Raw genomic sequence first — 2629 nt, 5'->3', positions numbered from 1 at the left:
TTCAACGCCCGAAGACATGGGCAACGCCGCCTGCTTTCTCTGCTCGGATGAGGCCAGCATGATCACAGGCATCGCAATGGAGGTGGACGGTGGCCGCTGTATCTAAAGGCAAACGCAATTTGATCACCGATGTTGCGGGCCTCAAAGTCGGCAACGCGCAGGACGATCACATCAAGACAGGCACGACGGTGCTTGTCGGCGATAAACCGTTCACGGCAAGCGTACATGTGATGGGTGGCGCGCCGGGCACAAAGGAAACCGATCTGTTGGCCCCCGACAAGACAGTCGAGCAGGTTGATGCGCTGGTGTTGTCCGGTGGTTCCGCCTTTGGGCTGGACGCGTGTTCCGGTGTCATGGACGGGTTGCGCGCGATGGGACGGGGGTTTGCTATCGGGGACATTCGCATTCCCATCGTACCCGGAGCAATCGTCTTTGACATGATCAATGGTGGCGACAAGGCGTGGGATGAAAACCCCTATCGCGGATTGGGTCGTCAGGCGCTCGAAAATGCCGAAACAGATTTCGCGACCGGTAGCGCTGGCGCTGGCACAGGTGCTATGGCGGCCATGCAAAAGGGCGGCCTTGGATCGGCATCACTGGTCCTGCCGGACGGGACGACGGTAGGGGCGTTGGTCGTCGTCAACGCATTGGGCAGTGTGACCACGCCGGGCGACAGGCATTTCTGGGCGGCACCCTTCGAGACTGAAGGAGAATTCGGAGGCTTGGGCCCCGATCCGGCCGCAGGGCACATGACACCGGAATCAAGCCGCAAGGAGCAGGCGATGATGCTGCAAGCGACAGAAGGGGCAAATACAACGATTGCCATCGTCGCCACGGATGCCCCATTGACGAAAACTCAGTGTCACCGGCTCGCCGTGACCGCACATGATGGCATGGCCCGCGCGATTGTGCCCTCGCATACACCACTGGACGGGGATTTGGTGTTCGGGGTTGCGACCGGTGAAGGCACGCCCGTCGACCAGACCAAATTCCGCGAGATCGCGGCAGCCGGTGCTGTCTGCCTCAGCCGCGCAGTCGCACGCGGGGTCTATGACGCAACCGAAGCGCAGGGAGATATCATTCCGACCTATCGCAAGTTGAACGGGCTGGATCAGGGCGCAAACGATCCCTCATAAATCTCTGCCGGAATGGTTCCACCCGTTGCGACCAAAGCGCCCAAACGCCCCAACTCATCGGCACATTTCGCGCCTGCGCCGTTACCGGCGGTCAATGCAATGATGTGGTCGGTCTGGGGATAGATAAAGGGATTGCCGTTGGGCGAAAATGAAGTGGCGCAACTGTCGAACGACACCGAGCGATGTTTCAGCCCTGGCATCAATCCGGTCAGAATGTCCGCAATCGCAGCGCCGGCCACCGGATCACCACCACTACGGAACCACTCGATCATCTCGGCGGTTGACCCCAATTCACGATCCACGGCATCGCCCCCGATCTTGATATAGGTCTTGCCATCAGGATAGCGGACTGGAGGCAGAATATAGGGGTCAGCGGACAGATCAGGCGGCAGATAAACGACTGACGGCATCTGGCGCAGGCGCAACGCCTCTTGCGTATCCAGTTCAAAGAAAGCGATCGTGCGCGCATAGACTTTCATGGGGAGCGGTTCTGGCAACAGGCCCTCCGCTTTAGAAAACGCACCACAGGCCACGATGACTTTGTCGGCTCTTAGCACTTCACCACCTGCACAAAAAACCTGTGCTTCCCCCATCTTTTCGGCGATATGCATGACCGCGCGGCGCAGCACAAATGCACCGGCAGACTGCGCCGCCGTGATCTGTGCGCGGACATGGGCGCGTGGGTTGATCCACCCGGCATCGGATGCCTCATAGAGCGCGAGAATATTGTCCGGGAAGACGAAATCAGGAAACCGCTCGGCGAGGTCTTTGCCCCGCAACGCTTCGTGCGGCACAGCATCTTCGATCGCGTTGCGCTGTGCGTTAAGAATGAAGTTGCTCCCTTCTCCGGTCTCCGGCCCTGAAATAATCGCCCCCACAGGAGAGAAGAAAGGCTGCCCGCCCTTCGCCTCTATTTCAGCGTAGCGATTGATCGCAGCTTGCGAGAACCGCGCCCAATTCTTGCGGGTGTCAATTTTGCGGGTGATCCGTGCTTCATCATAGTGGCTCGCGAAAACACCGGTATGGGCAGCCTTTACATCAGGCTCATCAGGGCCAACCAAGGCGGTCTTCACGCCCATTTCTGCCAAATGGCGCGCTGCGGCGCTACCCATCAGGCCTGCACCCACAACGATCACGTCAAAGCTTTGGTCAGTCATGAAGAACCCCGGATCAAAATCAGCCTGCCAACCATGCCAAGACTGGTGCCAAAAGAAAACGGGCGCCGGAAGGTCCGACGCCCGTTGCGTTCTAAAAAATGCAGATCAGTTCAGCGCTGCATCCGTGATCACGCTGGTCCAAGCGCCCTCTGGCTGCGCGGAAATAACCGGATCAGAGCCACCCCCAAGCAGCGTATCCACCGTCCGCTGGAAATCTGCAGGATCAAGCGCACCGTTGGACCCCGCACTCAGTTTGGCACCCTCGCCCATCATGCGGATCTGGGCCGCCTCGCCCTGTGCACCGGTTTCGTCGTAGTCGAGCACGATTCCAGCCGC

3 protein-coding genes and 1 pseudogene are annotated in these 2629 nt (G+C 59.4%); 2 read left to right on the top strand and 2 right to left on the bottom strand.

Annotated features, from left to right (window positions below):
* Positions 1-106, top strand: a 106-nt coding sequence (locus R6T97_RS13480; RefSeq protein WP_410349814.1) for an SDR family oxidoreductase, incomplete at its 5' end; no start/stop codon positions are given.
* Positions 90-1136 carry a P1 family peptidase gene (locus tag R6T97_RS13475; protein WP_410349813.1) on the top strand — a complete coding sequence of 349 codons (1047 nt, stop codon included), beginning with the start codon at positions 90-92 and terminating at the stop codon, positions 1134-1136. The genes R6T97_RS13480 and R6T97_RS13475, both read left to right, overlap by 17 nt.
* On the opposite strand, the gene R6T97_RS13470 is transcribed toward R6T97_RS13475, so the two are convergent.
* Positions 1112-2293 carry an NAD(P)/FAD-dependent oxidoreductase gene (locus tag R6T97_RS13470; protein WP_410349812.1) on the bottom strand — a complete coding sequence of 394 codons (1182 nt, stop codon included), beginning with the start codon at positions 2291-2293 and terminating at the stop codon, positions 1112-1114. The genes R6T97_RS13475 and R6T97_RS13470 overlap by 25 nt on opposite strands.
* Before the next feature lie 105 nt (positions 2294-2398).
* Positions 2399-2629 (bottom strand): annotated as a pseudogene (locus tag R6T97_RS13465) (ABC transporter substrate-binding protein); the annotation flags it as partial.

The sequence above is a fragment of the Yoonia sp. genome, from assembly GCF_046498525.1.
In the GTDB taxonomy this organism is placed as follows: Bacteria; Pseudomonadota; Alphaproteobacteria; order Rhodobacterales; family Rhodobacteraceae; genus Yoonia.
This window is presented reverse-complemented; position numbering and strand designations above follow the sequence as displayed.